The sequence below is a fragment of the Shewanella electrica genome (genome assembly GCF_022321485.1).
Classification (GTDB): Bacteria; Pseudomonadota; Gammaproteobacteria; order Enterobacterales; family Shewanellaceae; genus Shewanella; species Shewanella electrica.
Map to the genome: position 1 here is coordinate 1 of NZ_JAKOGG010000303.1, position 270 is coordinate 270.

A 270-nucleotide genomic window follows, 5' to 3' on the forward strand; every position below is an offset into this window, starting at 1 on the left:
ATACCGCCGAGCCCCAGGCCCAGGCCGGCCAGCCTTCCCGTGGTCATCGGCTCGTTCAACAGGACCACCGCAATGGGTGTGATCCACAACGGTGTGGTGTAGGCCAGGATGGCCGAGCGCCCGGCGTCGACGTACTGGAGGCTGAAATGGATAAGGCCGAGGAACAGGGCGATCTGCAAGACGCCGACGGAGATCAGGATCGGCAAGTCCCGCCGTTCGGGAAGGCGCAACCGTCCCCGCGCCGCCACCAGGGCGAACAGGCAGGCGCCT

1 protein-coding gene is annotated in these 270 nt (G+C 67.0%); it reads right to left on the bottom strand.

What is annotated here, in order from left to right:
- On the bottom strand, positions 1 to 270 hold a 270-nt coding region (locus L9G74_RS20705), incomplete at both ends, for an EamA family transporter (RefSeq protein ID WP_238898642.1).